Origin of the sequence: Streptomyces durocortorensis (genome assembly GCF_031760065.1) — a bacterium.
Classification (GTDB): Bacteria; Actinomycetota; Actinomycetes; order Streptomycetales; family Streptomycetaceae; genus Streptomyces.
This window is the reverse complement of the sequence record NZ_CP134500.1, coordinates 575660-599365: the sequence shown is the minus strand read 5'-3', so window position 1 is coordinate 599365 and position 23706 is coordinate 575660. Positions and strand designations below refer to the sequence as shown.

Annotated in this window: 19 protein-coding genes and 3 pseudogenes; 14 read left to right on the top strand and 8 right to left on the bottom strand. The window is 70.6% G+C overall.

Annotated features, from left to right (window positions below):
- Positions 1-4: 4 nt before the first annotated feature.
- A pseudogene (locus RI138_RS32530) lies at positions 5-222 on the top strand (hypothetical protein); the annotation flags it as partial.
- A gap of 68 nt (positions 223-290) precedes the next feature.
- Here the strand turns inward: RI138_RS32530 and RI138_RS02475 are convergent.
- The 5 genes and pseudogenes from RI138_RS02475 to RI138_RS02455 form a co-directional block, all read right to left on the bottom strand.
- Entirely contained in the window at positions 291-680 is a 390-nt protein-coding gene (locus RI138_RS02475; RefSeq protein WP_096626786.1) for a signal peptidase I, read from the bottom strand.
- Positions 681-991: 311 nt separating this feature from the next.
- A pseudogene (locus tag RI138_RS02470) lies at positions 992-1114 on the bottom strand (esterase); the annotation flags it as partial.
- A 176-nt stretch (positions 1115-1290) separates the two neighbouring features.
- Positions 1291-3933 (bottom strand): bifunctional acetaldehyde-CoA/alcohol dehydrogenase, encoded by a 2643-nt coding sequence (adhE, locus tag RI138_RS02465; RefSeq protein WP_311118579.1) that lies wholly within the window; start codon positions 3931-3933, stop codon positions 1291-1293.
- Between the two features lie 220 nt (positions 3934-4153).
- Positions 4154-4801: a CBS domain-containing protein gene (locus tag RI138_RS02460; RefSeq protein WP_398864195.1), complete on the bottom strand. Its 648-nt coding sequence runs from the start codon at positions 4799-4801 to the stop codon at positions 4154-4156.
- Positions 4802-5309: 508 nt separating this feature from the next.
- A pseudogene (locus RI138_RS02455) lies at positions 5310-5552 on the bottom strand (MFS transporter); the annotation flags it as partial.
- 132 nt (positions 5553-5684) lie between these two features.
- On the opposite strand from RI138_RS02455, the gene RI138_RS02450 reads away from it, so the two are divergent.
- Positions 5685-6107: a pyridoxamine 5'-phosphate oxidase family protein gene (locus tag RI138_RS02450; protein WP_311118577.1), complete on the top strand. Its 423-nt coding sequence runs from the start codon at positions 5685-5687 to the stop codon at positions 6105-6107.
- Between the two features lie 59 nt (positions 6108-6166).
- Here RI138_RS02450 and RI138_RS02445 read toward each other — a convergent pair whose 3' ends face one another.
- From RI138_RS02445 to RI138_RS02435, 3 genes are all read right to left on the bottom strand, one after another.
- Positions 6167-6751 carry a hypothetical protein gene (locus RI138_RS02445; RefSeq protein ID WP_311118576.1) on the bottom strand — a complete coding sequence of 195 codons (585 nt, stop codon included), beginning with the start codon at positions 6749-6751 and terminating at the stop codon, positions 6167-6169.
- A 231-nt stretch (positions 6752-6982) separates the two neighbouring features.
- Positions 6983-8188, bottom strand: coding sequence for a globin domain-containing protein (locus tag RI138_RS02440; RefSeq protein WP_311118575.1), 1206 nt, complete (start codon positions 8186-8188; stop codon positions 6983-6985).
- A gap of 270 nt (positions 8189-8458) precedes the next feature.
- Positions 8459-9451 (bottom strand): Acg family FMN-binding oxidoreductase, encoded by a 993-nt coding sequence (locus RI138_RS02435; protein ID WP_311118574.1) that lies wholly within the window; start codon positions 9449-9451, stop codon positions 8459-8461.
- Positions 9452-9877: 426 nt separating this feature from the next.
- Between RI138_RS02435 and pflB the strand changes: the two genes are divergently transcribed.
- The 12 genes from pflB to adhP all read left to right on the top strand — a co-directional run bounded on the left by pflB (position 9878) and on the right by adhP (position 23706).
- Positions 9878-12136, top strand: coding sequence for a formate C-acetyltransferase (gene pflB / locus RI138_RS02430; protein WP_311118573.1), 2259 nt, complete (start codon positions 9878-9880; stop codon positions 12134-12136).
- Positions 12133-12870 carry a pyruvate formate-lyase-activating protein gene (gene pflA, locus RI138_RS02425; protein WP_311118572.1) on the top strand — a complete coding sequence of 246 codons (738 nt, stop codon included), beginning with the start codon at positions 12133-12135 and terminating at the stop codon, positions 12868-12870. The genes pflB and pflA overlap by 4 nt, the downstream gene beginning before the upstream one ends.
- Before the next feature lie 92 nt (positions 12871-12962).
- Positions 12963-13655, top strand: a complete 693-nt coding sequence (locus RI138_RS02420; protein ID WP_311122791.1) for a response regulator transcription factor — start codon at positions 12963-12965, stop codon at positions 13653-13655.
- A 124-nt stretch (positions 13656-13779) separates the two neighbouring features.
- Positions 13780-15537, top strand: coding sequence for a sensor histidine kinase (locus tag RI138_RS02415; RefSeq protein WP_311118571.1), 1758 nt, complete (start codon positions 13780-13782; stop codon positions 15535-15537).
- A gap of 513 nt (positions 15538-16050) precedes the next feature.
- A complete protein-coding gene (locus RI138_RS02410; RefSeq protein ID WP_311118570.1) occupies positions 16051-16680 on the top strand; it encodes a DoxX family membrane protein in 630 nt (209 codons plus the stop codon).
- Positions 16681-16831: 151 nt separating this feature from the next.
- Positions 16832-17737, top strand: coding sequence for a universal stress protein (locus tag RI138_RS02405; RefSeq protein WP_311118569.1), 906 nt, complete (start codon positions 16832-16834; stop codon positions 17735-17737).
- A 120-nt stretch (positions 17738-17857) separates the two neighbouring features.
- Positions 17858-18001, top strand: coding sequence for a hypothetical protein (locus RI138_RS02400; RefSeq protein WP_311118568.1), 144 nt, complete (start codon positions 17858-17860; stop codon positions 17999-18001).
- A 380-nt stretch (positions 18002-18381) separates the two neighbouring features.
- A complete protein-coding gene (locus RI138_RS02395; protein WP_311118567.1) occupies positions 18382-19179 on the top strand; it encodes a sigma 54 modulation/S30EA ribosomal C-terminal domain-containing protein in 798 nt (265 codons plus the stop codon).
- Between the two features lie 160 nt (positions 19180-19339).
- A complete protein-coding gene (locus RI138_RS02390) occupies positions 19340-20257 on the top strand; it encodes a universal stress protein (protein WP_311118566.1) in 918 nt (305 codons plus the stop codon).
- 273 nt (positions 20258-20530) lie between these two features.
- The gene (locus RI138_RS02385) at positions 20531-21406 is read left to right on the top strand and encodes a universal stress protein (protein WP_311118565.1); all 876 of its coding nucleotides are present in this window, start codon (positions 20531-20533) and stop codon (positions 21404-21406) included.
- Between the two features lie 345 nt (positions 21407-21751).
- Entirely contained in the window at positions 21752-22651 is a 900-nt protein-coding gene (locus RI138_RS02380) for a universal stress protein (protein ID WP_311118564.1), read from the top strand.
- 32 nt (positions 22652-22683) lie between these two features.
- On the top strand, positions 22684-23706 hold the full coding sequence (gene adhP / locus RI138_RS02375) for an alcohol dehydrogenase AdhP (protein ID WP_311118563.1): 1023 nt from the start codon (positions 22684-22686) through the stop codon (positions 23704-23706).

The following is a 23706-nucleotide window of genomic DNA, read 5'->3' as shown; positions in this document are numbered from 1 at the left end:
GACGCTCCCCGGAACGAGGGTGGCCTCCCGGGCGGCGGTGACGACCCTGGCGGCCGGCCCGTCCGCCGAGAACGGTGAGACAGCGACTCCCGTCGCCCCCCCCGCGAAGCCCTGACCGGGATCTCGGACAACTTCGCGTACACGTTCCCCGCCGACTCGATCACGTTCCTGAGGAACGGCGACGGTAGCGACCGCTGCCCGGTGCTCGCGGGCAGGGCTTGAGGCGTGCGTCGCCCGCACGGGCTGCACAGGGAGGAACGCCCCGGGCGACGGCAGTTCGACGACAAGCCCTAGTTCGGCAGCGGGCCCCGCTTCCCTTCCGGCACGGCGTATCCGGGCACTGACGGCCAGCGAACGGTCAGCAGCACCGACTCTTCCTCTGCGAACCACGAGTGACCGATATCCCGTCCCCACACGACGTAGTCACCTTGCTCTTCCAGAAGAACGCTGTGGCCGGGGAAATCGACCCGGAAGCGCCCACTGACGAGGACCAGGAGGGCTGTCCGTCTCTCGTCCTCGACCCACTGTGCTCGCTCGTCGCCGCGGGGGTGGACACCCCACTTGATCTCCACAGCTTGGCTGTGGCGCGGATCGTCCACGTCCTTGAAGTGTCCGAGTAGCCACCCTCGGTCCAGAGCCGCGTCCTTGCCCGCGTTGCCCACGTACACGCTGTCATCCACGCTTCGCCACGCTAGCAGTGGCCTGCCCGCCCGTGCGGTCGGCCTGTGCGCCGAGGAGGACCGGGCAGCCGGCCTGCCCCTCGCTCCCGCGCGGAGACCCAGGAGCCAGGAAGGGTTTGGAGCGGATGCGTACGCGCGCTGACCTGTAACGGTGTTCGCTCCCGCTTACGCGGCGACCTTCTGATGACATGGCCGGTGGAGGGGGCGATCGAGTACCTTGGCGATTGACTTGACGGAGTTTGGTGGTGAGTTCCTCTCATTTCCGCGATGTACCCGAGTTCCCTTGAACTGCTCGACCAGAGCGACGCGAAGTCGTGCGTCTTCTCGTCGTAGAAGACCCAGCCGGCGCCGTGGATGTAGATGACGACCGGCAGCGGGCCGGTGGCCCCCTTGGGCTTGATGATCCCGGTACGGCCGACCGAGCCGGCCCCGACGGCCGGCGCGCGGAAGGGCCGGCCAGGCGCCGTGTGCGGATCTCCCGCTGCAGGCCCTGGGCCGGCTCGGAGCGCGCCCGGACCAGAGGAGCGCACGCGGCCCGCCTCCGGCGGTCGCCGTTGTCCCACGGAGGAACCCTGGCAGCTGCTTCCGCGCGGAGATGACCGCCCCGTGTTCAGCCGTAGTAGGCCGTGCGCATCAGCTCCCGCATGTCGTCCAGCATCGGCGTGCGGGGGTTGGCCGGTGCGCACTGGTCCTCGTAGGCGTTGAGGGCCTGCTGCGGCAGCGCGTCCAGGAAAGCTCGTTCGTCGACCCCCAGCGTCTTGAACGTCGGCTCGATGCCGACGGCGTCGCGCAGGCGCTCGACGGCAGCGGCGAGGGACTCCACGCCCTCGGCCGGGGTGGTGGCGGGCAGGCCCAAGGCGCGGGCTATGTCCTGGAACCGTTCGGGAGCGCGGTAGTCCTCGTACTTGGGCCAGCCGGTCGGCTTCGTCGGGATGGTGCCGTTGTAGCGGATGACGTGGGGGAGCAGTACGGCGTTGGTGCGCCCGTGCGCGATGTGGAAGGTCGCGCCGAGGGTGTGGGACATGGCGTGGACGATGCCGAGAAAGGCGTTGCCGAAGGCCATACCGGCGATGGTGCCGGCGTTGTGCATCTTCTCCCGTGCTTCCGGGGCGCCCTCGCGGTCGGTGACCGCTGCCTCCAGGTGGTCGAAGACCAGGCGGATGGCGTGCAGCGCGAGACCGTCGGTGAAGTCGTCGGCGTAGACCGACACGTACGCCTCGACGGCGTGCGTGAGGGCGTCGAAGCCGCTGTCGGCAGCGAGGGCCGGGGGCAGGACGGTGGTGAGGAGGGGATCGATGATGGCCACGCTGGGCGTGAGCGCGTAGTCGGCCAGGGGGTACTTCTTGCCGGTGGCGGGGTCGGAGATGACGGCGAAGGGAGTGACCTCGGCTCCGGTGCCGGAGGTGGTGGGCACGCAGACCAGGCTGGCGAGCTTGCCCAGGGTGGGGAAGCGGAAGGCGCGCTTGCGGATGTCGGAGAACTTCTGTCGCATGTCGGCGAAGTCGATTCCGGGCTGCTCGTACAGCAGCCACATGACCTTGGCGGCGTCCATGGGGGAGCCGCCGCCGAGCGCGATGATCGTGTCAGGGCGGAAGTCCCGCATGAGGCCGGCGCCGTGCTGGACGGAGTCGATGCTGGGTTCGGGCTGGACGTTGTCGATGATCTGGAGGGTGACCGGTTCCCGGCGCTGCTGCAGTACGCGGCTGATGCGGTCGACGAACCCGAGGCGGGTCATGGTGGCGTCGGTGACGATGGTGACGCGGTGGACGTCGGGCATGGAGGTCAGGTAGCGGATGGCCTGCGGTTCGAAGTAGACCTTCGGTGGGACCTTGAACCACTGGAGGTTGTTGCGGCGGGTGGAGACTCGCTTGACGTTCAGCAGCTGGACGGCGGAGACGTTGTTGGAGACCGAGGTGCTGCCCCAGGAGCCGCAGCCCAAGGTGAGTGAGGGCAGCAAGCCGTTGTAGATGCCGCCGATCGCGCCCTGGGAAGAGGGGGAGTTGACGATGATCCGTGCGGTCTTCATCCGCATGCCGTACGCCTCCGCCACGGCCGCGTCTTCCGTGTGGATGACGGCGCTGTGGCCCTGACCGTGGAAGGCGACCATGTCGGCGGCCAGGCCGAAGCCGTGACGTTCGTCCTCGGCCCGCAGCACGGCGAGCACCGGGCAGAGCTTCTCGCGGGTCAACGGCTCTTCGGGGCCGACGCGTTCGGCTTGGACGAGGATGACCGAGGTGTTCTCCGGGACCGAGAACCCGGCCCGCTCGGCGATCCACGCGGGGCTCTGGCCGACAGCGGCGGCGTTGACCTTGGGCTCGCAGCCGCCCCCCGAACTACCGGTGGCCGGGAACAGAAAGGTCTCCAGCTTCGCCTTCTCCTGCGGGGTGGCCAGATGGGCGTGCAGGGTGCGGAACTCGGCGAGTGCCGCGTCGTAGATCGCCGTGTCCAGGATGACGGCCTGTTCGGAGGCGCAGATCATGCCGTTGTCGAACGACTTGGACAGCACCAGGTCGTTGACGGCCCTGCGCAGCTTGGCGCTGCGGTGGACGTATGCGGGGACGTTGCCGGCGCCGACGCCGAGTGCGGGCTTGCCGGCCGAGTAGGCGGCCTTGACCATGGCATTGCCGCCGGTGGCGAGGACCAGGGAGACCCCGGGATGCCGCATCAGCGTGTTGGTCGCCTCGACGGAGGGGGCCTCGATCCACTGCACGCAGTGCTCCGGTGCACCGGCGGCGATGGCCGCGTCCCGTACGACGCGGGCCGCTTCGGCGCTGCACCGCTGGGCGGAGGGGTGGAACGCGAAGATCACCGGGTTACGGGTCTTCAGCGCCATCAGTGCCTTGAAAATCGTGGTCGAGGTCGGGTTGGTGACAGGGGTGACCGCGGCCACCACGCCCACCGGTTCGGCGATCTCGACCATGTTCTCGATGTCGTCCCGGCCGATGACTCCGACGGTCTTCATGTGGCCCATGCTGTGCGTGACGTGCTCGCAGGCGAACATGTTCTTGGCGGCCTTGTCCTCGAAGACCCCGCGTCCCGTCTCCTCGACCGCCAGACGGGCCAGCGCGGTGTGCTGGTCCAGGGCTGCGACCGACGCCTTCTTGACGATGTGGTCGACCTGTTCCTGGGTGAGGCTCTCGTAGTCGGCGAGTGCCTTGAGACCGGCCGCGACCAGAAGGTCCACGGCGACCTCGGCATCGGACGGGGCGTCGGTCCTGGCGCGGTCCTCGGTCCGTACGTCCTGCAGGGTCATGGTGGTGTGCCTCCGTTGTCAGGGGCCGCCGTGGTGTACGGCGGTGCCGGCCAGAAGCAGTGCGACGGTGAACCGCCCCGCTCTTAGCCCTCACTGTCCTTTGGTGCCGACTGCTGCGGGAGGACCCCGGAGGGCCTTCGTCGACGCCGTCCGGCCCGCCTCGGTAGGGACCGTCGGCCCAGGTAGCCCGAGCCGCCGCGCGAGGCCGTTCGCCGCTGGCTCATCCGCTCCCGACGCGAGCGGGGCCGGCCGGTTCCGCACAGTCGTCGACGCGGAAGCCCAGACCGTTCACCACGCCGACCACACCTTCGAGGCGCCAGGCGGCGTAAACGATCTCCGGTACCCGGGAACGCAGTTCCACCCGGCCCTCGAGAGTGATGACACCGTCGCTAACAGAGACGAGGACCGCGTCGGACGGCAGCGCCTCTGTGGCTCCGATGATCTCCTCGGCCACCTCTCGGCGGATGTCCTCGTCCGCACGCAGGAAGACCCGGAGAAGGTCGCGGCGGGTGGCGATGCCGATCAGGCGGTCGGCCTCGTCCACCACGGGCAGCCGCTGGACACCGCGGCGCTCCATGAGCCGGGCGGCGTCAGGTACGGACTGCTCCGGGTGCACGGTGATGGCCGGGCTGGACATCATGTCCTGTGCGTTCACGGCCAGGGGCGGGGCGGAGCCTTCCCGGTACGCCTGGGCGCGTACCAGGTCGCTTCCGGAGAGGACACCGAGGACCTTGTCGTCGGTGTCGACCACCGGCAGTCCGCTGATCCGGTGGTGGTCGAGCAGTCGCACGACCTCCTTGAACGGTGTCGTCGGGCCGACCTGCACGACGTCCCGTGTCATGACCTCACCGACAGTGCGAGGGGCCACCATCAATCCTCCTTCACGAGCATGGGCGAAGAGAGCCGGAACCGATGTCAGACTCCGGCGCCCCGCCACACCTGGCAGGCGCCGCGTGACACCCGTTTCTGCAAGCCGTCCCGCCACGGGGACCGCGCGTTCGTCAGACAGGTGCCGCCGTGGTGACTCCGTTCGGCAGCGGTCGCGGCGCGCTCGCATGGGGGCGAAGGTCTCACGGGCACCGAGGTGCCGGGCGATCCGGTGCTCAGCTGCCCGTGACCGTGCCGCCACAGGTCAAGACTGCCGTGCTCCGCAGTCACGTACCAGGGGCGGCCGGTCCCGGTGGGGAGGGCGACCCGGCCCTGGCCACAGGGCCGATGAGCCCCGCGCCCCGGCTGGTGTCCGCTCCCCTCGGTCCCCTCCGGGGCGGCACGCCCGGCTTCCGGGCGTGCCTTCGGCGCCCGGAACGGCGAGCGGGAGACGCATTCCAGTCCGGCCGTGGGGAGAAGCGGCTGAGTGTCGGGTATCCGCCTGGAGGCGGCACCGGCAAGGAGGCGCTCGGCGACGATCTCGCCGAGCGCCCGGACCCGCGGGGCGCCCACAAGGTCAGTGCGCCGACCGGGATCCGGCCCGGAGAACCGACGGCGACCGGCACCGCCACCAGCAGCGACTGCTCGAACGATGACAGGTCGAGCCTGTTCTTGAACCGAGGGCCGAGCGGGCTGAGCAGCGCCAAGGCCCAGAGGTTGACGGCGAAGCCGACGGTGACCAGGGCCAGCATCAGCCAGGCCCGCGCCCCGGATTGCCCACAGGACTCGGTCGGAGCGGCGGATGCGGCCGTCCGCTGCCGGGATCCGCAGAAGGGGCCGACCGGCCCTACCCGGTGTCACACCGCGACGCGGAGAATGGCGGGATGCTCGAGAACGACGCCATCCGCATTCTCGACCGGCTGGAATGCCTTCGTCTGCTGGCCGAAGTGCCGCTCGGCCGGGTCGTGTACACCCGGCAGGCGCTGCCCGCGGTCCTCCCGGTCAACTTCTTCCTGGACGAGGACGACTCCGTTCTGCTGTACACCTCGGCGGTCTCCGACCTCGTGCAGGCCATTGATGGTGCCGTGGTCGCTTTCGAGGCGGACGAGTTCAGCGCGGCGACCCGGTCGGGCTGGAGCGTGGTCGTCACCGGTCGGGCCGGCGTGGTGGCCGAGCCCGCCGAGCACGAACGGCTCTCGCAGTCCGGCCCGCATTCCTGGATGCCCGTACGCGACGGTGTCTTCGTGCGCATCGACTCCGAGTTGGTCACGGGACGCGAGATCGCAGATACGCGCACCGCCGGCTGAGGCGGAAGCCGCGGGCGTTTCCGCATGCCTGTCCGGTCTGCATAGCTGACCGGACACGGTCAACCGGGCGGGGCGGCCCTCCTACCGGAGGCTGCCTTCCCGGGCGTTGCGGCGTACGCGGCCGCGCGCGGGGTGCGGCTGCCCTCGGGCTCGTACCCGAACCGGATCAGCAACCGCGGGCACCGCTGCTGCGAACCGTTCACCGCCGCCCGCAGATCCTTCCATTCCATCGCCTGGTGCGGCATGGAGGTGCGTAGCCCGTACGAGGTCGCCGTGAGCAGCACGTGTTGCAGCGCTTGGCCCGCCCTCAGCCAGTCCTTGTGCCGGTCCCGGGCCGTCCACAACAGTGCTACCTGCGCGTGGCGTTCGAAGTGCAGGGCGGGAAGGTGCGGCACGGGTAGCTGACCGGTGAAGTCCCGCATCGGTATCCGGCCGGACGCGTCCAGGGCTCCCACCGCGGTGACGGGGATGCCGTACCCGGAGTCGGTTCCTGGGACGGTGAGCCAGCGGTGTGCCTCCGCAGTGCGGCCGGGGTGGGATGCGTTGCGGACCTCGCCCGTCTGGGTCAACCGCAGCAGACGCCTGGTCCTTACGATGTCGGGGACCTCAAGACGTGCGCCCTGCGTGTGCGCCGCAGTGATCATCTCCCGTCACGATCGCTTCAGGCACGGGGCGGCCGGTGAAGGGCATCCGGCTGCTGTGACGCCATTCGACGGCCTCGTACAGTGGCCGCAAGGCCGGGGGCCCGTCCTCGCCGCCCGCGGCCAGGTGCACGAGGCGAGCAGGTCGGGATCGTCCGCGGCGGGCAGCAGTAGCTCGTACAGCCTCCGTCGCTGATCAGATCGTCGGCCCCACGGCCCCCGCGCCGCCTGCGCTCAGGCTTCCGTGTGGGCCAGCCACAGGTCGGGGCCGAAGACCTCGTAGCGGATGTGGCGCGCCGGGACGCCCGACTGGATCAGCTGTGCCCTGACGGCCCGCATGAAGGGCAGTGAGCCGCAAAGGTAGACATCGGTGTCGGCGGACAGGTTCAGCCCTTTGAGATCCATCAGACCGGAGTGGGCGCCGGGCTCGGCAGCGGCGTTCTGCTCGTACCAGAACTCTGCCCGGGCGGCGGGCAGGCTGCCGACCAGGCGGTGGATGTCCGGGAGCAAGGCATGGTCTGCCGGAGAGCGATCGGCGTGCAGCACCGTGACCGGGCGGGTGGCTCCGGTCGCCGCGAGGTGTTCGAGCATGCCGACCATCGGGGTGCAGCCGATACCGGCCGAGATCAGCAGCAGAGGGTTGTCTGCGTCGTCGAGGACCACATCGCCGAACGGAGCGGACAGGGTGAGTTCGTCACCGGCCTCGACGGTGCGGTGCAACTGGTTGGACACCTCGCCCTCGGGCGCGTCGGACAGGCTCGCCACCCGTTTCACGGTGACCCGGCGCAGCTGGTCGCCGGGGGCGCCCGACAGGCTGTACTGGCGCACCTGGTGTATGCCGTCGGGCATCCGCACCCTGACGCTGACGTACTGGCCGGCGCGGGCGGGCGGCACGGGATCCTCGTCGGCCGGGCGCAGCAGGAAGGAGACCACGTCGGGGGTCTCCTCGCGCCGTTCCACCACCGTCCACCGCCGCCAGGGGTGACGGGGGTCGATCTGCGCCTCCTGATGGAGACGGGCCTCCTGGGCGATCAGGGCGCCGGCCATGAGCCAGTACACCTCGTCCCAAGCGGCGGCCACCTGCGGCGTGACCGCTTCGCCGAGCACCTCCGCGATGGCATGGAAGAGGTACTTGTGGACGATCGTGTACTGGTCCTCGGTCACACCGAGCGCGGCATGCTTGTGGGCGATCCGGGAAAGCAGCGCGTCCGGCCTGGTCTCGGGATCGGCGAGCAGCGCCTGCGCGAAGGCGGCGATGGAACCGGCGAGAGCACGGCGCTGACCACCGCTGGCCTGGTTGCCGCGGTTGAACAGCCCGTCCAGCAGTTCGGGCTGCTCGGCGAACATGGTGCCGTAGAACCGAGCCGTGATCTCGTCCAGAGCCCCGCCGACGGCGGGCAGGGTTGCGCGGACGACGGCGGCCGAATCGGGCGAAAGCATGGGTCTCCTCGACAAGGTGGTGTGCAGGGGAACTGTGCTCACCATCCTGGCGGTCCTGGTGCCGGGCCAGACGGGCCGATCGGCCTTCCCTGTGGGGCCAACCGGCTCGGGGGCGTACTGGAGTCGCGCGACGGACCCGCCGGCCGGGTCGCGCGAGCGCGGAGACCCTGCGGCCCCTCGTCCGGAACGGGCCGTGCGTCCTCGCCCGGTTGGCCGTGACGTCCGCGGGCGCCTGATGCGCGGAAGACCTCACATGCCAGCGAGGCCCGGTCACATGATGTGCAGAACGTCCTTCACCGGTCGGCGAGGAGTGGCCGGGCCTCTCGGGCCGTAGCCGATACGCAGCACCATCTGCACTTGCCCCAAGCCCGATCCCGGGTCGCGTACCAGCAGCCGCAGCTCCGCGGTCTCCAGCGCGTGGGAGGTCAGAGAGGTCGCCAGCTCGGCCAGGGTGGCCTCCAGCAGTACCCGTTCCAGTGCCTGCCCGGCGTGCAACCAGTCCTCAGGGCCGTCACCGGAGGTGCTCAGCAAGGCCAGGTGCGGGGCGAACTCGAAGGTGGTGCTGCCACGGTCGGCCACCGGCCGACGTCCGGCGAAGTCCCGTACGGGGGCTCTGCCGTCCCGTTTGCGGGGCCCGAAGGCGTACTCGGGGACGCCGTCGACGGCCGTGTCCGCTTCCGGACCGAGCCGCGTCCAGCGGATGAGGTCCTCGCGGGCACCGGGGTCCATGGCGTCCCGGCTCTCCGCGTCGCGAACCAGGTCGAGCACCGTCTCGGCGTGCCAGGGAGCGGGGAAGTGCAGAGCTGCGGACTCGCGCGCGGCGGCGTCCTGCAGCATGCTCCGTACCTCTTCGGGAATGTCCGTCTCCGCGAAGGGGTGACGGCTGGTGTGCCGCTGCCGGATCCCCGGGTGCAGCCGCGCCAGGGCATCGTCCCGCTCGCGCCCGGCCTGCTCGGCCAGATGGACGGCGGCGAGCAGCAGTGGGTCCTGCGGCTCGGGCAGCAGCCGGACGTCCGGGGCGAGGCCCGCGTGCGCGGCGGCGACACGCAGATTGAACAGCGCAGCCCCACAGCCGATGTGCAGCGCCCGGTCACCGGGATCGGAGCGCGGCATGGCCCGCTCGTCATCGGCGTACAGCAGCAGGAGGCTCTCGCCGGTCAGGAAGCGGAAGCGCCACGGCTGCGCGTTGTGCATGGAGGGCGCCGCCGTGGCCGCGGCCACCAAGGCGACCACTGTTTCCTCATCGACATGTCGCAATGCCACGCCTCCTCCTCTCTCGGACCGGAACGCGGCCTCCACTTACCGGGTACCCAGTGAGCGGACCGGTGGACACAGCACATCACCGCCATGGCCGCTCCGCACCCTGCGGGCCCACTCCGGTGTCCACCTCACGAGAGCGCGTGGCTCTGGGCCATCGGAACAGCGGCTGCCGCCGACGCGCGACGTCCACGGCCCCCGGCCGAACACGCCGGTGGCGGGCGATGCGGGGGCACAGGCGCTGGAAGCCCATTCGGCTCCGGAGCGAAGACTTCCACCGACCGACGCGCCGAGGCATCTGTCCGTGGGAGGCCGAAGGTCCCGCCGGTCGGGGCCGCACGGGATCCGTCGGTGCCCTGACCGGCACTCCTCGCCGCCTGCCCGCACGACGAGTATCGGCAGTGACGAGACCGTCCGACGAGAGGACCTGCGATGACCGCGACGGTGACAGCCGCCCCCCGGACCGCCGACGCCTGGCGACAGTTCACAGGGAACGGGTGGCGTGCGCGTATCGACGTGCGTGACTTCATCCAGGCCAACTACACGCCCTACGAGGGCGACGCTTCCTTCCTGACCGGTGCCACGGGCCGCACGCGGGCGGTATGGGAGACGGTCAGCGCGCTGTTCCCCGAGGAGCGGCGCAAGGGCATCCTCGACGTGGACACCACCACCCCCTCCACCATCACCTCGCACGCCCCCGGCTGGATCGACCGTGACCGTGAGCTGATCGTCGGCCTGCAGACCGACGCGCCGCTGAAGCGGGCGATCATGCCCAACGGCGGCCTGCGCATGGTGGAGAACGGGCTGAAGGCGTACGGCTACGAGCCCGACCCGTTCGTGACGCGGGTGTTCGACACGTACCGCAAGACCCACAACGCCGGCGTGTTCGACGCCTACACCCCGGCGATGCGCGCCGCCCGCAGGGTCGGCATCATCACCGGACTCCCGGACGCCTACGGTCGCGGCCGGATCATCGGCGACTACCGGCGCGTCGCCCTCTACGGCACCGACCGGCTCATCGAGGCCAAGCGCGCCGAACGCGCCGGCCTCGACGGCAGGCCGTCCACCGCGGACGTCATCCGCGACCGGGAGGAACTGGCCGAACAGGCCCGGGCGCTGGGCGAGCTGACGGCGATGGCCGCGACGTACGGCTGTGACGTCAGCCGTCCCGCGGCTACCGCGCACGAGGCCGTGCAGTGGCTCTACCTCGGCTACCTGGCCGCTGTGAAGGAGCAGAACGGCGCTGCGATGTCGCTCGGCCGGACCTCCACCTTCCTGGACGTCTACCTGCAGCGCGATCTGGACGGCGGACTCCTCGACGAGACGCGTGCCCAGGAACTGATCGACGACTTCGTCATCAAGCTCCGCATCGTCCGCTTCCTGCGCACCCCCGAGTACGACGCGCTGTTCTCCGGCGACCCGACCTGGGTGACGGAGTCCATCGGCGGCATCGGTGCCGACGGCCGCCCGCTGGTCACCCGCACCTCCTTCCGCTTCCTGCAGACCCTGTACAACCTCGGCCCCGCCCCGGAACCGAATCTGACCGTGCTGTGGTCCTCGCGACTTCCGGACGGCTTCAAGAAGTTCTGCGCCCAGGTGTCCATCGACACCAGCGCCGTCCAGTACGAGTCGGACGACCTGATGCGGACACGCACCGGCGACGACACCGCGATCGCCTGCTGCGTCTCCGCCATGGCGGTGGGCAGGCAGATGCAGTTCTTCGGAGCCCGCGTCAACCTCGCCAAGGCACTGCTGTACGCCGTCAACGGCGGCCAGGACGAGATGACCGGAGATCAGATCGCCCCCGCGATGCCGCCCCTGACCGGTGAGTACCTCGACTACGACGAGCTGTCGGCCGCGTACGACCGCGTGCTGGACTGGCTCGCGCAGACGTACGTCGACGCGCTCAACGTCATCCATTACATGCACGACAAGTACGCCTACGAGCGCATCGAGATGGCGCTGCACGACTACCCCGTCCACCGCTTCATGGCCTGCGGCATCGCCGGCCTGTCCGTCGCCGTGGACAGCCTGTCCGCTGTCAAGCACGCGCGTGTCAAGGTCTTCCGCGACCGGACGGGGCTGGCCGTGGACTTCCGGACCGAGGGGGAGTTCCCGGTGTACGGCAACAACGACGACCGTGCCGACGGCATCGCCGTCGACCTGGTGGAGTCGTTCATGGCGAAGGTGCGTGAGCACCCCGCCTACCGCGACGCGGAGCACACCCAGTCCGTGCTGACCATCACCTCCAACGTCGTGTACGGCAAGCACACCGGTAACACCCCTGACGGCCGGCGCGCCGGACAACCCTTCGCTCCCGGCGCCAACCCGATGAACGGCCGCGACAAGCACGGCGTGGCCGCCTCCGCCCTCTCGGTGGCCAAACTGCCCTACGACGCCGCACGGGACGGCATCTCCCTGACCACCACGATCACCCCGGAGGGACTGGGGCACGTCCCCGGGGAACGCGCCGGTCACCTGGTCGGCATCCTCGACGCCTACGTATCCGCGGGCGGCTTCCACATGAACGTCAACGTGCTGAGCCGGGCCGTGCTGGAGGACGCCATGGAGCACCCGGAGAAGTACCCCGAGCTGACCATCAGGGTCTCCGGCTACGCGGTGAACTTCGTCCGTCTGACCCGCGAGCAGCAGCTCGACGTGATCAGCCGCACCTTCCACGGAGCACGGTGAGCACCAGGACGACAGGCCGGATCCACTCCTGGGACCTGTCCACCGGCGTGGACGGTCCCGGGACCCGGTTCGTGCTCTTCGTGAGCGGCTGCCCGCTGCGCTGCCTCTACTGCGCCAATCCCGACACCTGGCACATGCGCGACGGACGGGAGGCCACCGTCGACGAGGTGATGGCGGAGATCGGCACGTACCGGGGCTTCATCACCACGGCCGGGGGCGGGTTCACCGTCACCGGCGGTGAACCCCTGCTCCAGCCGGCCTTTACCGGGACGCTCCTGCGCCGCTGCAAGGAGGCCGGTCTGCACACGGCCCTCGACACCTCCGGACTCCTGGGGGCCCGGGCCCCGGACGAGCTCCTCGCCGACACCGACCTGGTGCTCCTCGACGTCAAGTCGTTCGACACCACCACCTACAAGAAGCTGACCGGCGGCGCACTCGCCCCCACCCTCAGCTTCGTGAACCGCCTCGATCGGCTGGGCAAGCGTGTGTGGATCAGGTACGTCCTGGTGCCCGGCTGGACCGACGACGCATCCGCCGTCGACGGGCTTGCCGCGTTCCTCTCCGGTCTGGGCTGCGTGGAGCGGGTCGACGTCCTGCCGTTCCACAAGCTCGGCACCACCAAGTACGACGCACTGGGCGTCCCTTTTCCTCTGCGCGGAACGCCGATTCCCGACCCGGCGCTGGTGGACCGGGTACGGGGTCAGTTCCGCGAGCACGGGCTCGCGGCCCATTGACGCGGGCGAAAGTGGGGCCGACCGGCCCTGGTCCTGGGCCGTCCTGCAGGATGAGGATGCCAGCACGGGACGAGGCACACGAGGAGCGGTCGATGGCGCACAGCGAGCAGGACGGCAGCACGGGCAGCCCGATCAGGGTGTTCCTCCTGGACGACCACGAGGTGGTACGGCGAGGGGTGCACGACCTACTGGAGGACGAACCGGGCATCACGGTCATCGGGGAAGCGGCGACGGCGGAGCAGGCATTGGTGCGGGTCCCCGCCCTGCGGCCCGACGTGGCCGTCCTCGACGTGCGTCTGCCCGACGGCGACGGGGTGACCGTCTGCCGTGAACTGCGCTCGACGATGCCGGACCTGGCCTGTCTGATGCTGACCTCCTTCGACGACGAGGAAGCACTGCTGGACTCGATCATGGCGGGAGCCGCCGGGTACGTCCTGAAGCAGATCCAGGGATCGGACCTGGTCACGGCCGTGCGGACGGTGGCCCGTGGGCAGTCGCTGCTGGACGCGAGCGCCACGACCAAGCTCATGGCACGGCTGCGCGGCGGACAGCCGGCCGAGGAGCCGGAGATGCTGCCGGGCCTGACCGACCGCGAGTGCGAGATCCTCGACCTGATCGGTGAAGGGCTGACCAACCGGCAGATCGGGCAGCGGCTGTACCTCGCGGAGAAGACGGTGAAGAACCACATCTCCCGCCTGCTTGCCAAGCTCGGCGTGGAGCGCCGCGTCCAGGCCGCGGTCATCGCCACCCAGGCCCGCGACCGTATGCGACCCGACGGGCGCTGAAGGCGAAGGCCCGGCGGTCGGGCCCGCACGGCTGAGACGGTCCCTCGTCCTGCTCCTGTTCGAGCCGATACTGTGGTGGTGCACGGGACGGTGGCCAGGCGGTGCGGCGTTGGAGGAGTAGCGGGTGGAGAACGCCGAGGGAGCCCGTGAGGCACGGGTGCGACTGCCGCAACTGCGACTGGACGAGTTGCTGGAGGAGCTGCAGGCCCGGCTGGACGCGGCGCGCGGGACCCGGGACCGGGTTCACAGCCTGCTGGAGGCCGTGCTGTCGGTCGGCCGTGAGCTGGACCTGGAGCAGGCGCTGCGCAGTATCGTGGAGGCCGCGGCGGCCCTCGTCGACGCCGAGTACGCCGCGCTCGGGGTGATCGGCCCGGACGGCAAACGGCTGTCGGCTTTCCACACGGTGGGTGTGGACGAGGAACAGATCGCGAGGATCGGACCCTACCCGGAAGGCCACGGCATCCTGGGCGAGCTCATCCGCCACCCGGAGCCGTTGCGTCTGCCCAAGCTCTCCGAGCACCCGTCCTCCTACGGCTTTCCGGCCCACCATCCGCCGATGAACACCTTCCTCGGTGTCCCCATCCGGGTGCGCGACCACGTCTTCGGCAACCTGTACCTGACGGAGAAGCGCGGCGGGCAGCAGTTCGACGAGGACGACGAGTCGGTGCTCGCCACGCTGGCCGTGGCGGCAGGTGTGGCGATCGACAACGCTCGCCTCTACGAGGAGTCCCGGCTGCGGGAACGCTGGCTGGAGGCGAACGCGGAGATCACCCACACGTTGATGTCCGGTGCCGACCAGGGCGGGGTGCTGCCGCTGATCGCGGACCGGGCGAGGGAGATCACCGCTTCGGCCCTGAGCGTGGTGGCGATGCCGGTGAGCGGGACGGACACACTCGCCGTGGAACTCGCAATAGGCCAGGAGGCCGACGTATGGCGGGGGGTCGTCCTGCCGGTGGAAGGCACTCTCGTCGGGCAGGCGTTCGTTCACCGGGCTCCTGTCAGCACCGCGGACGTTTCACGTGACTCCCCGCTCTCGGTCGGCCCGCCGCGCTCCGACGGGCTCGGACCGGCCGTCGCTGTGCCGATCGGCTCGCGCGACGAGGCCCAGGGAGTGGTTCTGCTGGCCCGGCAGTCGGGCGGCCGGGAGTTCACCGGCAAGGAGACCGAGTCTCTCCAGGTCTTCGCCGCGCAGGCCGCCGTCGCGATGGAGCTGGCGGAACGCCGTCAGGACGCCGAGCAGATCACGCTGTTGGAGGACCGCGACCGGATCGCACGCGACCTGCACGACCTGGCCATCCAGCGGCTCTTCGCCACCGGCATGACGCTGCAGAGCGCCGGGCGGCGCGTCCAGGACGACGTGGCTTCCGAGCGCATCCTGCGGGCGGTGGACGACCTCGACGAAACCATCAAGATCATCAGGTCGACGATCTTCGGCCTGCGTTCCCGCGACGACGGCACGGCGCCCGGCCTGCGCTCCCGCGCGGTGCGCGCGATCGGTGAGGCAGCTCCTCTTCTGGGCTTCGCCCCCAGCGTCCGTATGGAGGGCCTGCTCGACACGCACGTGCCCGGTAAGACCGCCGACCACGTCATGGCCGTCCTCACCGAGGCCCTGACCAATGTCGCCCGGCACGCCCGCGCCGACCGCGCCGACGTGGTGCTGGACACCGACGGCAAGCAGGTCCGCCTGACGGTCACGGACAACGGCGTCGGCATCCCGGCCGGAGGCCGCCGCAGCGGCTTGGCCAACATGGCGGAACGCGCGCGGACGCTCGGCGGCGACATGGAGCTGCAGAGCCCGGAAGGAAAGGGGGCACGGCTCGTGTGGCACGCTCCCCTGGAACAGCCCTCGGGCACGGCGGAGGGTGCCCGTCCGGGCTCGTGAAGCGCGGCTCAGCTGCTGAGCGGTCCTTCGGCCCCTCTTCTCGGCGGCCCGGTCGGCGTCCGTTCCGTCGCGGATCTCCCCTTCCTGTGTGGCACGCGGTGCCGGTCGGTCCCCGGCGGTCCCGGTAGGGGCATCGTGCGCCCCTTCACGAGGGCGGCCTGAACGCCAGGGCAGACGTGGTGCAGGGGCGGCAGGACCCGGCAGCTCCGACCGGTCACTCCCGTGGCGAGACGTCGAGCGTGGCGGGGCTCCTCGATACTCCACTCCGTTGTGTACAGGTCCGAGTCGGCGGAGCCCGGGATGAAGCCTGCCCGACCCCGGCCCGTGGCCGCGCGTGCGCGCGGACCTTGCGGGACTGGTCCGGCCTGTTCGCTCAACCGCCCTGAACGCCCCTTCATTTAGGGGCCGTTCAGCCCTGGACTGCGGACCTTCGGCGTCGGGTGCGCGGTGGCGCGGGCCGGAAGAGTGAGCGATGTCGGAAACCACTCGGACAGTGCTGAAGGGACCACCGTCATGGCCGTGCACCAGCCCACTCACCGCCGCTCACCTTTCCACCTGCCGTCGTTGCGCGGGAATCAGGCCGCTACCGGACCGGAGGCGGACGTGTCGGCGGGTGCCGGCACGCGTACCGCGCAGGCTTACGTGCTCGCCCCGGCGCGTGTGCTGATGGGCTTCGTCTTCCTGTGGGCCTTCCTCGACAAGACGTTCGGCCTCGGTTACGCGACGGCCTCAAGCAAGGGCTGGATCGACGGGGTTTCGCCCACCGCGGGCTTCCTCGGGCATGTCGCCGTCGGCCCGATGGAGTCGACGTTCCACGCATGGGCCGGTGCGGCCTGGGCGGACTGGCTCTTCATGCTGGGCCTGCTCGGGGTCGGGCTGGCTCTGACGGTGGGGGTGGCGCTGCGTCTGACGGCGCTCGCGGGAACGCTGATGATGGCGTTGATGTGGGTGGCTGAGTGGCCGCCCGCGCAGCACCTGTCGGACGGGTCGGCGAGCATGTCGACGAACCCGTTCGCCGACTATCACCTGGTCTACGCGGTGATGCTGATCGCTCTGGCGGCTCTCTCGGCCGGCGACGTGTTCGGTCTGGGCAGGCTGTGGGCCAGGCTCCCGGTCGTCCGTGACCACGGGTGGTTGCGCTGAACACGGCTGGTGGGGCGGGTCCGCCGAAGGGCCCGCCCCACCAGCCCGTCGACAGGGGCTGTCGGCTCTCTTCCGGAACCAGCGGCCCCGGCCCCCGTGCAGCCCCCGCAAGACACGCTGAGAACAGACCGAATGACACAGGAGGTGGGCTATGGCCCGCTCGATCACTGTAGGACTCGACGGCTCGCCCGAGAGCCGGGCAGCAGCTGAGTGGGCTGCCCGCGAAGCGGCGCTGCGGAAGCAGCGGGTACGGCTGCTGCACGTGTGGCAGCCGGTGCCGGAGGCCATGGCCGAGGCTCCGCCTCTCGGCACCGAGACACATCAGCACTGGACCGAGCGGATTCCCCGGGAAGCCGCGCAGGAACTGAAGCTGCGTCACCCTGGCGTAGAGGTGACCACCGAGCAGCGGACAGGAGTTCCGGCCGAGGTTCTGCTCGACGCCACGTACGACACGGAACTGCTGGTACTGGGTTCCCGCGCCCTGAGTGGCCTCGCGGGCTTCCTGGTCGGGTCGGTCGGCCAGTCGGTGGTCGCCCGGGCCGAGGTGCCCGTGGTGCTGGTGCGCGCCGGGGAACGGACCGCCGACGAGCACGTCGAGGACTCCGCCGGTCTTCCGTCCACCGCTACCGGTTCGCGGCCTGTGGTCCTGGGCCTGGACACCGACAGCCCCGACGACACGATGATCACTTTCGCGTTCGAGGAGGCGAGATGTCGCGATGCCACGCTGACCGTCGCCACGGGCTGGAACCTCCCGTCCTCCTACGCGTACAGCCTGGCCGCCTGGGTGGACCTCCGCGAGGACATCATCCGGGAGCAGGCCATGGCACTCACCGAAGTGCTGCTGCCGTGGCGGGAGAAGTATCCGGATGTGGAGGTGGCCGAGGTCTCTCGGCTCGGCAGTCCCGCCGGCCTTCTGATCGACGCCTCCCGCGACGCCTCCCTCGTCGTCGTGGGTCGGCGCGTGCGCCGCAGCCCTTTCGGCGCGCACATCGGTGCCGTCGCCCACGCGGTCATGCACCATGCCATCGCGCCGGTCGCCGTCGTCGCTCACGCCTGACGCGCGGACACGCCTGCTGCCACGACGGCCACCGGGCTCTTGTCCGCGCCGGTCCGGCATCGTCGCCCGGCACGACACGCCGCAGGTCTTCCTGCACCGGACGCGGAGATCCACGAATCGGTGATCCGCATGGTGCTGGAGCACGGTCTACGGAGTGTCTCCGGCGGCATCGCCGTGTTCCGGCCTGCTCACCGCTTCGACGATCGCCGGTTCGGCAACGGCACGAGCGTGCCGCGCGGCGCCGCGAACGACCGGCCGCGGTGACGGTGTGAGGTGGCCTGCCGCGTCTACGTAGCCCGAGTACGGCACGTGAGGGCGTTCTCCGGCAGAGCAGGGACGGTCGGCCCGACCGGCCTCTTCTGATCTCTGCCTGGGGCACCGGTTGTTCGCGAGCCTGGTCCGTACGAGCCGTCCACGACCCGGGCTCCCTGCCGCCGATCGGCGCGGTCCGCGCCGCGCCGATCGCCCTTCCCGACCCTCCGAGCGACGCGGGTGGCTGTGGGCCGAAGGGCCCTCACCGGCAGTCCGGAGGTCCTTGGGCACGGGCCTCTTACGGGTACGGGTGGCGCCTCGGCGCGGACCCGTCGGCTCTGCCGGGAAGGAGCGGCGGGAGCCAGGATGAGGGAGACCGAGGAGGAGTTGCCATGAGTGGTCTCAGGACCAGCGAAGAAGTCGACGTCCAGGTGCGCAACCGAGGAAGGGTGCCGGACGAGGCGGACGCCTACGCCCGGAGGAAGGTGCTCGTGGTGATCAGCCATGTGAGCGAACCGGTCCTGTCGGCCCGCGTGAAGCTCACGCAAGCCACCCATGCTTCGGCGGCCCGTCCGGCTACGGCTCAGGCGGTGGTGGACGTCAACGGCAGGCCCGTGCGAGCCCATGTCGCCGCGACCACCATGTTCGAGGCCGTCGATCTCCTGCAGGAACGCCTGACCGCGCGCATCGCCCGGGCACGTCGGTACAGGGTGCGCGGATCGCGCGGTGGCGGCCCGGACGACTGGACGTGGCGGGAGGGCTCGGGTCATGAGCACCGCCCGCACCGCCAGTACCTTCCGGCCGACGAGCGCCGCATCATCCGGCACAAGGCGTTCAGCCTGGCCCGGCAGACACCGCAGGACGCCGTGATCGACCTGGAGGCCATGGACCACGACTTCTGGCTCTTCACCGACCTGGCCTCAGGGCACGACAGCGTGGTCTACCGGGACGCTGTCGGCGGCCGGCATCGTATGGCGTCGCTCGGGACCACCGGCCGACAACGGGACTTCGAGGGACCGTTGAGCGTCAGCACGGTTCCTGTCCCCGAGAGCGATGTGGACGGGGCCGTCCAGCGACTGCGCCTGACCGGTCTGCCCTTCGTCTTCTTCCACGACACCGGCACCGGCCGGGGCAGCGTGCTCTACCACCGCTACGACGGCCACTACGGACTGATCACCCCGGTCCTGTAGGCGCACCGTCTCACCACCGTGCCGCCCCTTGCGGGACCGGACATCTCGCGGTCGACGGCCGGCGCGCCGCCGCCAGGCACCGCGCACGGGCTGTCGCGCTGTCCTCGCCTTCGTCCTGCCGCCGCTCCTCGACCAGACACACCCTGTATTCGGAGGAACCATGTCCCGACGTACCGTCATCGCCGCTGTGGACGGCTCGGCCGAGTCGCTCGCCGCAGCGGCGTGGGCCGCCCGAGAGGCCCGCCTGCGCGGTCTGCCCCTGCACCTCCTCCATGCCCGGCAGGACCGTTCGCCGCTCTTCAGCCCCGCCCTGGCGGGGGGCATCGGCACCGCATCCGACGGAACCACCATGACCCGCCACGGGGCGGAGCACGTCCTTGCTGAGACGGCCGATCGGCTGGGGGAAAGGCATCCCGACCTCGACGTCAGCGTCGATCAGGTCATCGGGCGCCCCGCGGAGGTGCTGCTCTCCGCGACGGAGCAGGCGGAGGTCCTGGTGATGGGATCGCGAGGGCTCGGTGTCCTCGGTGGCTTCCTGGCCGGATCGGTGTCCACGCCCGTCATCGCCCGTGCCGAGCGCCCGGTCGTCGTCGTGCGGCCCGGCGGACGGGTCGAGGACGGGGCCGGTGGCGGCCCGGCCTCCAGCCAGTACCTCGACGTGGTGCTCGGCCTCGACCTCTCCCGGCCGTGTGACGAGTTGATCTCCTACGCCTTCGAAGCCGCCACCGCTCGCGCGGCCGGGCTGCGGGTCGTCCACGGCTGGACCGCCCCGGCCGTCTTCGACCACGACCCCGCAGCCGCCGACCCCGGCCATCGTGTCGCCCGGGGACTGCGCGAAGCGAGCGCGCTCACGGACGTACTGCGGCCGTGGCGCGGCGCGTTCCCGCAGGTCGAGGTCACGGAACAGTGTGTCGTCGGCAGGGCCGCTCACCACCTCGTGGACGCCTCCTCCAACGCCTCCTTGCTGGTGGTGGGGCGGCGCATACGCCGCGCACCGTTCGTCACGCACGTCGGGCCGGTCACGCACGCGGTGCTGCACCACGCCGCGGCCCCGGTGGCAGTGGTCCCCCACCTGTGAGCGCGTACGGTCGGCTCCACGCGCGCTGAGAGACCGCCGTCTCCGCTTCCACGACACATCGGTTCCCCGTTGCGGCCCTTCCGGAGGTCGCGCCGTCCGCCGCGGCCTGAGACCGGTTGGAGGCCCCGTCGCACAGCGCGATCAGGGCCACTCAGGCCCACACCAGGGACGATCGGCCCCAGTGCCGGGTGCCGGCCCCGTGTGAGGCTCACACCATCACGTCATCGCATTCGCTGGAGTCTTCCCCCTTCAGCGGCAGCATCAGGAGGCAACATGTCCGGCATCATCACCGTAGGACTGGACGGGACCGACCACGCTGCTGTGGCGGCGGACTGGGCGGCCCAGGAGGCGGAGCGCCGGCGATCGGCCCTGCGACTGGTGCACGCCTGGGTCTGGCGCCCCACCGACGTGGCGTACGTCGGAGACCGGGCGGCCGAGGAGCGCTGGGTGCGAAACATGCTCGACGAGGCCCGGGCCCGCGTTGCCAGGGAGCACCCGTCCTTGGACGTCACGACGGAGCTGATCGTCGACGACCCGGTGCCCGCCCTCCTGGCCGAAGCCGCACGCGCCGACATGCTGGTACTGGGGTCGCGCGGTTACGGCACCCTGACCGGCTACCTGATCGGTTCCGTCTCGATGAAGGTGCTGCGCCATGCGGCCGGGCCGGTCGTCATGGTCGGAAAGCCGCATTCCGGCACGCCCCAGCAGGCTCCGGAGGTGGTGGTCGGCGTGGAACCCGGGCAGACCGGTGACGCGGTCCTGGAGTTCGCTTTCTCAGCCGCGGCCGAACGAGGAGGGACCCTGCGTGCCGTACACGCCTGGAGCGTCCCGCCGGCCCTCGCCTGGGGTCCGGGTTCGTTGTATCTGGTCGACGAGGCGAACGGTCTGGAGCAGATCAACAGGGAGGTCCTGGCCGAGGCCCTCAAGCCATGGCGGGACAAGTATCCGCAGGTCGAGGTCGTCGAGCAGTTCGAGATCGGCTCTGCCTCCGAGGTCCTGCTGTCCAACAGCGCCGATGCCGGCCTCGTGGTCGTCGGGCGGCGCAGCCACGAGGCGGGCCTGCGACGGCTCGGCCCGGTCACCCACGCCGTTCTGCACCACGCCACAGCCCCCGTGGCGGTCGTGCCTCACGACTGTCCCCCCAAATAGGACCGCAAATAGGACCGCGCCCGTATTTCCTCACCGCGCGGACGAAGGCGCGTGAGATGCCTTCTCTCCCGCGCCGGCCGGAGCGGCCTGGGCGGACCGCTGGCTGGCACCGGGCCCGAGCGGTACCCGTCCGGTGCCGCTCGGCCCGGCGCGGTTGCGGCCGTCCGCTTCCGGCCCCTTCCGAAGCAACGGATGACTGCGGCTGAGCAACCCGGCGCCTCGGGCCGCCGCACACCGGCGCCGATGGGGCCGGTCGGCCCCTGCGGGGGACCAGCGGCCCCTGCCCCGATGTCCGGCCGAACAGCGACGCTGGAACCAGAACATCCCAGACCGGAGGAGAGCATCATGGCCCGCACGATCACCGTAGGACTCGACGGATCGGCCGAGAGCGGAGCCGCTGCGGAATGGGCGGCGCGCGAGGCGAAGCTGCGTGACCTGCCGGTACGGCTGATGCACGTGTGGATGCCGGTGCCGGAACCGATGGCCCAGGCCCCGCTCCTGGGAGCAGAGACCCACCAGCACTGGACCGAGCGGGTTCCGCGCGAGGCCGCCGAAGGGCTCAGGCTGCGCCACCCGGGGGTCGAGGTGGGTACCGAGCAGCGTAGCGGGACGCCGGCCGAGGTTCTCGTGGAAGCCGCCCGCGACGCTGAGCTGCTGGTCCTGGGGTCCCGGGCGCTGAGCGGGCTCGGCGGATTCCTCGTGGGCTCCGTCGGACAGGCCGTGATCGCCCGGACCCAGGTGCCCGTGGTCCTGGTGCGCGCCGGGGAACAGGCCGCCGACGAGCACGTCATGGACCCCGCCGGCATTCCGTCCGCCGCCACCGCTTTCCGCCCCGTCGTCCTCGGCCTCGACAGCCCCGACGACGCCGTCATCGCCTTCGCCTTCGAGGAGGCGAAGCGTCGCGGGGCCGCCTTGTACGCGGTCCGGGCCTGGGACTCGTGGCCCTACGCCGTGTACACCGTCGGGCCGGGTTTCGAACACCACGAGGAGTTCTCCCGCCAGAGGGCCGACGCACTCGCCGAGACCCTGCGTCCGTGGAGGCAGAAGTACCCGGACGTCGAGGTCGTCGAGGTGTCCCGCCCGGGCAGCGCCGCCGCGCTCCTGATCGACGCCTCCCGTGACGCCTCCCTCGTCGTAGTAGGCCGCCGCGTACGCCGTAACCCCTTCGGCACCCACATCGGTGCCGTCACCCACGCGGTGCTCCACCACTCCACCGCGCCCGTCGCCGTCGTCGCACACGACTGACGAACATCCGTACACAAGAGAACGAGGACATCATGAAGGCAGCGGTCGTACGGGAATTCGGTCAGCCCCTCGTCATCGAGGAGCGCTCCGACCCCGAGCCCGGTCCCGGACAGGTCCGCGTCCGCGTCGAAGCGTCCGGGCTGTGCCACACCGACATTCACGCCGCGCACGGTGACTGGCCCGTCAAACCCACCCCGCCGTTCGTGCCCGGCCACGAAGGTGTCGGCCTCGTCGAGAAGCTCGGCGAGGGAGTCACTCATCTCGCCGTCGGCCAACGGGTCGCCGTGCCGTGGCTCGGCCGCGCGTGCGGGCGCTGCGAGCACTGCCTGTCGGGCTGGGAGACGCTGTGCGAGAGCCAGGTCAACACCGGTTACGGCTGCGACGGCGGATACGCCGAGAAGATGCTGGCCTGGGCCGACTTCGCCCAGCTGGTGCCCGAGGGCGTCAGCGCCATCGACGCCGCCCCGCTGACCTGCGCGGGCGTCACCACCTACAAGGCCCTGAAGGTCGCAGGCGTCCGGCCCGCACAGCTCGTCGCCATCTCCGGCGTGGGCGGTCTCGGCCATCTGGCGGTTCAGTACGCGAAGATCGCCGGCGCCACCGTCGCCGCCATCGACGTCACCGACGAGAAGCTCGAACTCGCCCGGGAACTGGGCGCCGACATCCTCATCGACGCCCGTACCCAGGACGTCGGGGCGGAGCTGAAGCGGCACGGCGGCGCCCACGCAGCCCTCGCCCTCGCGGTCAGCCCGGCCGCGTTCGAAGCCGTGAACTCGGGTCTGCGGCGCGGTGGGAAGCTCGTCATGGTGGCCCTGCCCGCGCACGGCACCATCCAGGTGCCCATCTTCGACACCGTGCTCAACGGCACCTCGGTGATCGGCTCCATCGTCGGAACCCGCCAGGACCTCGCTGAGGTATTCCAGCTCCACGCGGACGGCCGGACGAAGGTCATCCAGGAGACCCGACCGCTCACCGCCGTGAACGAATCGATCGACGAGGTGCTGCACGGCAAGGTCAAGGCCCGCATCGTCTTCGACCTCGGCGCGGGAGGCTGA

Excerpts from the sequence above, each read along its gene's own strand:
- adhE (WP_311118579.1), bottom strand. The coding sequence starts at position 3,933 with ATGACCCTGCAGGACGTACGGACCGAGGACCGCGCCAGGACCGACGCC.
- RI138_RS02450 (WP_311118577.1), top strand. The coding sequence starts at position 5,685 with ATGCTCGAGAACGACGCCATCCGCATTCTCGACCGGCTGGAATGCCTT.
- RI138_RS02445 (WP_311118576.1), bottom strand. The coding sequence starts at position 6,751 with ATGATCACTGCGGCGCACACGCAGGGCGCACGTCTTGAGGTCCCCGAC.
- RI138_RS02440 (WP_311118575.1), bottom strand. The coding sequence starts at position 8,188 with ATGCTTTCGCCCGATTCGGCCGCCGTCGTCCGCGCAACCCTGCCCGCC.
- pflB (WP_311118573.1), top strand. The coding sequence starts at position 9,878 with ATGACCGCGACGGTGACAGCCGCCCCCCGGACCGCCGACGCCTGGCGA.
- RI138_RS02420 (WP_311122791.1), top strand. The coding sequence starts at position 12,963 with ATGGCGCACAGCGAGCAGGACGGCAGCACGGGCAGCCCGATCAGGGTG.
- RI138_RS02410 (WP_311118570.1), top strand. The coding sequence starts at position 16,051 with ATGGCCGTGCACCAGCCCACTCACCGCCGCTCACCTTTCCACCTGCCG.
- RI138_RS02405 (WP_311118569.1), top strand. The coding sequence starts at position 16,832 with ATGGCCCGCTCGATCACTGTAGGACTCGACGGCTCGCCCGAGAGCCGG.
- RI138_RS02395 (WP_311118567.1), top strand. The coding sequence starts at position 18,382 with ATGAGTGGTCTCAGGACCAGCGAAGAAGTCGACGTCCAGGTGCGCAAC.
- RI138_RS02390 (WP_311118566.1), top strand. The coding sequence starts at position 19,340 with ATGTCCCGACGTACCGTCATCGCCGCTGTGGACGGCTCGGCCGAGTCG.
- RI138_RS02385 (WP_311118565.1), top strand. The coding sequence starts at position 20,531 with ATGTCCGGCATCATCACCGTAGGACTGGACGGGACCGACCACGCTGCT.
- RI138_RS02380 (WP_311118564.1), top strand. The coding sequence starts at position 21,752 with ATGGCCCGCACGATCACCGTAGGACTCGACGGATCGGCCGAGAGCGGA.
- adhP (WP_311118563.1), top strand. The coding sequence starts at position 22,684 with ATGAAGGCAGCGGTCGTACGGGAATTCGGTCAGCCCCTCGTCATCGAG.